Origin of the sequence: Lactiplantibacillus sp. ME-2 (assembly GCF_022549155.1) — a bacterium.
Classification (GTDB): domain Bacteria; phylum Bacillota; class Bacilli; order Lactobacillales; family Lactobacillaceae; genus Lactiplantibacillus; species Lactiplantibacillus plantarum.
Map to the genome: position 1 here is coordinate 41812 of NZ_JAKZEQ010000029.1, position 6156 is coordinate 47967.

6 protein-coding genes are annotated in these 6156 nt (G+C 44.7%); 5 read left to right on the forward strand and 1 reads right to left on the reverse strand.

Annotation, left to right across the window (positions count from 1 at the left end):
• The first annotated feature begins 108 nt into the window (after positions 1 to 108).
• The 3 genes from MMY95_RS11015 to MMY95_RS11025 all read left to right on the forward strand — a co-directional run bounded on the left by MMY95_RS11015 (position 109) and on the right by MMY95_RS11025 (position 3217).
• Positions 109 to 1254, forward strand: coding sequence for a class I SAM-dependent RNA methyltransferase (locus MMY95_RS11015; RefSeq protein ID WP_003644375.1), 1146 nt, complete (start codon positions 109 to 111; stop codon positions 1252 to 1254).
• Between the two features lie 37 nt (positions 1255 to 1291).
• Complete coding sequence (locus tag MMY95_RS11020; protein ID WP_003640488.1) at positions 1292 to 1588, forward strand: winged helix-turn-helix domain-containing protein; 297 nt, start codon at positions 1292 to 1294, stop codon at positions 1586 to 1588.
• A gap of 264 nt (positions 1589 to 1852) precedes the next feature.
• Entirely contained in the window at positions 1853 to 3217 is a 1365-nt protein-coding gene (locus tag MMY95_RS11025; RefSeq protein ID WP_053267282.1) for an MFS transporter, read from the forward strand.
• Between the two features lie 128 nt (positions 3218 to 3345).
• On the opposite strand, the gene MMY95_RS11030 is transcribed toward MMY95_RS11025, so the two are convergent.
• Positions 3346 to 4098 (reverse strand): alpha/beta fold hydrolase, encoded by a 753-nt coding sequence (locus tag MMY95_RS11030; protein ID WP_104795706.1) that lies wholly within the window; start codon positions 4096 to 4098, stop codon positions 3346 to 3348.
• Between the two features lie 195 nt (positions 4099 to 4293).
• Between MMY95_RS11030 and MMY95_RS11035 the strand changes: the two genes are divergently transcribed.
• Positions 4294 to 4701, forward strand: a complete 408-nt coding sequence (locus MMY95_RS11035; RefSeq protein WP_003645074.1) for a nuclear transport factor 2 family protein — start codon at positions 4294 to 4296, stop codon at positions 4699 to 4701.
• Between the two features lie 60 nt (positions 4702 to 4761).
• The gene (locus tag MMY95_RS11040; RefSeq protein ID WP_202861365.1) at positions 4762 to 6102 is read left to right on the forward strand and encodes a glycosyltransferase; all 1341 of its coding nucleotides are present in this window, start codon (positions 4762 to 4764) and stop codon (positions 6100 to 6102) included.
• The last annotated feature ends 54 nt before the right edge of the window (positions 6103 to 6156 follow it).

Here is a 6156-nt window from a genome sequence, read left to right on the forward strand (position 1 = left end):
TCAGTTAGCAAACTAGCAACTTATGCTAAACTAGGTGAGGAAACCAATTTAGTGGAAATCTTTACTCAACAAGATGCGCCTACAGAACAGGCGTCGCAGGAGGAAACTATGCAAGAATTTAGATTAATTGCCACCGCCGCTAGCGGAATTGAAGCATTAGTGGGGCGTGAATTACGAGATTTAGGGTATCAAGTTCAAACTGAAAATGGCCGGGTTCGATTTAACGGAACGATCAAAGATATTTTGCGGACCAACTTGTGGTTACGAACGGCTGATCGAATCAAGATCATCGTTGGTGAATTTGATGCTTATACGTTCGATGAGTTGTTTGAAAAGACCCTCGCATTGCCATGGGACCAGTTATTGCCGATGGACGCTGAATTTCCAGTTGAAGGTAAATCGCGCAACTCTAAACTCCACAGTGTTCCCGACGTGCAATCTATCGTCAAAAAGGCGATCGTTAATCAGTTGGCCGATACTTATCATCGGAGCGGGCACCTTCCGGAGACAGGCGCTTTGTTCCCATTAGAAGTGGCTATTAATAAGGATCACGTGTTGTTAACGCTGGATACAACTGGCTCTAGTTTATTCAAACGGGGTTACCGAGTCGAAAAGGGGGGCGCACCCTTAAAAGAAAACATGGCCGCTGCCTTAGTGATGTTAGCTAAGTGGTATCCGGATAATCCATTTGTTGATCCAGTTTGTGGTTCGGGGACGATTCCAATCGAAGCCGCTTTACTGGCGCGCAACATTGCCCCGGGGTTCAACCGCGCATTTGCGTGCGAAAAGTGGGACTGGGTTCCCGCTGGCCTGAGTCAACAATTGAGAGACGAAGCTGATAGTTTAGCCGATTACGACACTGAGCTAGATATTAGTGGGTACGATATTGACGGTAAAATGATTGATATCGCCAAGCTGAATGCGCGGGAAGCCGGGCTGTTGCATGACATTCATTTCAAACAACTGGCCGTCAAAGACTTTACGACTGACAAGATCAACGGGGTCCTAATTGCGAACCCACCATATGGGGAGCGGCTAAGCGATCGGGATAGTGTCCGGATTCTCTATCGGCAAATGGGCCAAGTTTACAGTAAATTGCCAAGTTGGAGCAAGTATATCCTGACCAGTGACTTAGAATTTGAAGACTTCTATGGACAAAAAGCCACGAAACGCCGGAAACTCTATAACGGTGCGTTACGGACAGATTATTTCCAATATTGGGGCAAACGAATTCGGCCAGCACGGACGGAATAAGCAAGCGACCTTTGCTGGTAAAAGTAGGTGAAAAATATTGGCAAATGAAATACCGCGGTCTGAAGTTGATTCCCAGCAGCTATTAGTATTTAAAGTGCTGGCTGACGTGGTTAGACTGAACATTGTTAAGTATTTGAAGCTGCAGGATCAGGCCGTTACTTGTGGGCAAGTCGGACAAGCAATGGGGATTAGTAAAACCGCTGGTTCATATCATTTTAAATTGCTGGAAAAAGCAGGATTAATAACCGTCAAAAAAGTTGCACGTGAAAAATACGTCATGTTGAACCCCAAAACTTTTGATCACTATGTTACCCATTTTTATCAAAGCCTTTAAATTGCTGAGTATTTTGGGCGGTCTTCAACTGTGATTCTGACTAATACCAGTTCTTAAGTGCCGATTGGCCTTTTGAACTGGTATTTTTTTGTTGCCGAATCGTTAGTGGGATGGTACGCTGCAATAGTTCAAAAGTATTTGAACTATTGTGGGTGGCCACCCAACTAAATCTAAGAAAAAGATTGACATAGTAGATTTAAACTTTGTGTGAGTAGGCTTATTCAGCATTGGTAAGTCTGAATAAATGATAATGGGGCGGAAAACATGGAAAATCGACAGCGACAGTTTGGCTGGTTATTAGCGTTAACTTCATTAGGCTTTTTTATGGCAATGATGGACTCAATGATTGTGACAACGGCGTCAACAGCAATTAAAATTGATTTCGACATCTCGGAGGCCAGTTTACAGTGGGCCCTCAACGCTTACAATGTCGCGATTGCAGCAACGTTACTTGTGGGCGTTGCATTAGGTGATCGCTTTGGACGCCGCCGGGTTTATAATCTCGGCATTTTAGTTTTTACGCTGGGTTCAGTGTTTTGTGCATTAGCCAATCGAATGCCATTATTGATAGTGGCACGTGTCATTGCAGGTATTGGGGCCTCCGTCATGACACCGATGTCAATGGCTATTTTAACGGCTGCAGTTCCAGTTGCGAAGCGTGGGAAAGCTTTAGGAATCTGGAGCGGTATCGGTGGACTGGCACTGATTGTCGGGCCGGCTCTGGGTGGTCTAATTGTAGCTAAATTAACCTGGCAGTGGATTTTTTGGATCAATGTGCCACTTGGCCTGATTGTCATAGGATTATCCCGGTTCTACTTACCAGAAAGTACCGGGGTAGCAACACCAATTAATTTAACGGACGCAGGTCTTTCAATGTTAGTGATGACCGCAATCATTTGGGCCTTAGCTGCCAGTTCGACTAGTATTAATGGAATTGGTCCGTTCGTTGGCCTGATAATTGGCTTAGTTGCAGGCACTTGGTTTATCAAGCGACAGCAACATGTCGTTGCACCGTTAATGCCGTTAACGCTTTTTAAAAAGCGTATTTTTACGATGGGAAATGTGGCGACTTTTTTATTATATGCCGCGATGTACGGAGTCGTTTTCTTTTTACCCCAATTCTTACAAGTTGTTCAGCATGATAATGCGTGGGAGGCAGGATTGTCCTTATTACCTTGGACTGGGACACTAGTATTAGTTGCGCCATTTGCTGGCAAAGCTGTGGACCTCTACGGGGAAGCGATTGTGGCAGTTATCGGGCTATTATCTCAAACATTTGGGTATTTCATGCTTGGTTACCTAGTTGCCAACCATGCGGCTTATGTTATGATGATTGCTCCGCTGGCAATTGCTGGGATGGGATTGTCAATGGCGGGCCCCGCGTTACAGCATGCAGTTTTGGGGGGAGTGTCACCGGCAGTTATCGGTAAGGCAGCCGGAATTTACAACGTTTTTCGGTTACTTGGAGGTGCGGCTGGCACGGCAATTGCTGTGGTGGTGTTTACAGTGGGTAGTCGGGTACCCGCGATGAATGCAATTGGCTTTCAAACAGTCATGTTTAGTACAGCATTGATTTCAGCTATAGGCGCCGGTTGTGCTTGGCAAATAAGAAATTCAAAGAACTTGTAGCTGACAATAACGATCATTACAATGTGTGACAGATAGTTTGAGTAGCCTTAAAAGAGCGTGTTTAATCGGGTGACCGACTAAGCACGCTCTTTTAAGGCTAACGTTAACCATGGTTGAGCCTTTGATAATTAATTTAAATAATAATCGAAGAAATTAGCAACTTTGTTCATCAGAGGCACTTTGACCAGATGTTTGGCTTGATAACCCGTGATAAATGCCACTTGTTCAGCATACGGGGCGGTATGCACGCGGTCAAAGAAATTACGAGACTGTGAATAAGGAATCCGTTCATCCTCAGTACCATGCCAAAATAAAAGTGGCCGATGATTGATGGTTTCCGGTTGCAGGTTAAGATCATAGTGATCTAGCCAACTCGTCAATAGGGCTAAATCACTGGGAATGTAATAAGCATGGGCCTGCGCATGCTTGCGGACTAGTTGGGCGTACGCGTTCAGGTTAGGGGTCCCCATAATGATTGTGGCTGCTTTAATTTCAGGATGATGGGTCAATAAAGCCCCGGTCGTCATGCCACCCATTGAGTAACCGCCAACACCAATCTGCTCATTCAAAATGAGTTTGCGCTCCCGGTAGTAATTCACAATTAGCTCGAATTCGCCAAGATTACCTTGGATACTGTTCCAAAAAGTAAATGAAGGAATCTGGCTAACGATTTGGTGTCGTTCACCGTGATTCATGGCATCGGGCAAGACGACTCGTAAATTCTTGCGAGCCAGTTTACGTGCTTGGGCCAAGACGAGTTCTTTATTGGACTGCCAACCGTGGTAAAAAATCACTAGTGGCAGCGGTTGGTCTAAATGGGTTGTAGTAACAACTTCCAGCGCAGGCACATCTTGAAAGTGTCGGTTAGTAACTTTGATCATATTTATCGGCTCACTTTATTAATATTATGATTAAGTTAACTGTGCCAGAAATGACTGCTGAATACAACTGATAGACTTGTTTAGTCAATATTTGGTCTTGTTAATTGTTAGTGATGTTAAAATAATGGTAATCGCCTGTTTATTAACTAGAATTACGGCCTCTAAAAAGTAATCTTAAAACGGAAGGTGTTATAAATGACCGAAATCGAAACGGCACTACTTCGGGACCGAAAAGCAAAAGTCCAGCAATATTTTGCGATGTGGGTCACTCGTGATTTTGAAGCGTTACCAAGAATATTTGCGGTCGATTGTTATTATCAAGAATGCTATGGACCAGCATATCTATCATTAGCGGAAGTTCAAGCCTGGATTGAACATCAATTAAGAGTTCAACGGGTAACGGCGTGGTCGATTCAGCGGTTGTGGTCAGCAACTGACAACATGATCTTTGCCCAGTGGTCCTTCACCGCTGTTACTGACCGGATGACTCAGTTTGATGGGCTTTCAGCAGTTCATTTTAATTTAGCAGAACGTATCGACGATTTACGAGAGTATCAGACCACGACTGCGCATGATTATCCCTATCATGGATCCGTGCTGTGATATGCGAAGCATGTGTGTCATAATGTAAGCGAAATCATTTGGAGTGTTGGGGGAATCAGTATGCAAGTTCAAGTTTCTGTTATTGTGGCTGCGTATAATGAGGAGCACTGGTTAAGGCGTTGTTTGACCTCATTAAAAAAACAGACATTAGCGGCCTTAGAAGTCATTATTGTTGATGATGGTAGTACGGACGGCACGGCTACAATTTGTGACCAATATTGTGCGCGCTGGCCGCACCTATTTCGGGTTATCCATCAACGTAACCAAGGACAGGGACCTGCACGTAATGCGGGGATTACCGCCGCGCATGGCCGCTATTTAGGTTTTGTCGATGCTGATGATTGGGTCGAACCGACGATGTATGCGACCTTAGTAGCAACGGCTGAGCGTAGTCATGCCCAAATCGTCGTTTGTGATGTTCGTAAAATCTACGCGGCGACTCACCGCACAACTAGTCTGCTGAGCTTGCCAGATGCGACTGAGCACGTGGCAATTGCGACTTATCTTAAATACGGTCTAAATAATGCTTATTCCGGAAATAAATTATATGCACGTTCGTGTTGGCAGAAATATCGTTACCAGCGGATGGTCTACGAGGATTTAGATATTTTGCTGGACATGTTGAGTTACTGTGAGCGAGTCGCCTATGTGCAACAACCATTTTATAATTATTATAAACATGCTGGTTCGACAACTTTAGATTATATCAACCCACGACTGTTTGATATTATGACAGCCTATCAAGATGCCATTGAGCACGCCAAGGTGACGTATCAGGATGCGGTGACTTATTGCGTCGCTAAGCGAATTTTGATTAATTTAGCAACGCCAGGCTTTGCCGATTATCTAGCGGAGTTTATTGAACTGATACGACAATTACGTCCTATTTTTGAAGCCAGTCCGTCAATAATGAGTGATCCGGCTATTAAAAAAGTTTGTGATTATGCAGGTCAATTGACATTACCCCGGCGATTTATCTGTGAGCGTGAGGACTGGGCTCAATCGTGGCATCAGTATAGTCGGAATTTCAAAACGATTATACCGGTAGCTAAAGCATTGCCGGCCGATTTACGACAACGGTCTAACCACTTTAAACTCGATTATTGGTTGTTGAAAACGTTATTTGAACAAGGTGGCTTGCTGATTTTGGGTACCGTCAAGTTGCACCGCCCGTTTGGCCGTTTACGGGCGGGAGGTGACGTGTTAGCCTTTGAAGGTGAACATTGTTTATTAGTTGGTGCGCAACCACGTTCCCCACTGATTTCTGAATTACTGCAACAGTTGATTGTTGGTTCCGAGTCACTAACAGAGTTGCTGACAATGGTTAAGGCACAGCCAGAACGATGGTCAGCGGGTACGCATAAGATTCGCTTGGTTGACATAAAAGATTGGCTACAATAGGGCGACGGGTCACTGAGTCATGCAGAGCAGCGGACTCAGTGACCTATTTAGTCG

Excerpts from the sequence above, each read along its gene's own strand:
- MMY95_RS11040 (WP_202861365.1), top strand. The coding sequence starts at position 4,762 with ATGCAAGTTCAAGTTTCTGTTATTGTGGCTGCGTATAATGAGGAGCAC.
- MMY95_RS11015 (WP_003644375.1), top strand. The coding sequence starts at position 109 with ATGCAAGAATTTAGATTAATTGCCACCGCCGCTAGCGGAATTGAAGCA.
- MMY95_RS11035 (WP_003645074.1), top strand. The coding sequence starts at position 4,294 with ATGACCGAAATCGAAACGGCACTACTTCGGGACCGAAAAGCAAAAGTC.
- MMY95_RS11030 (WP_104795706.1), bottom strand. The coding sequence starts at position 4,098 with ATGATCAAAGTTACTAACCGACACTTTCAAGATGTGCCTGCGCTGGAA.
- MMY95_RS11025 (WP_053267282.1), top strand. The coding sequence starts at position 1,853 with ATGGAAAATCGACAGCGACAGTTTGGCTGGTTATTAGCGTTAACTTCA.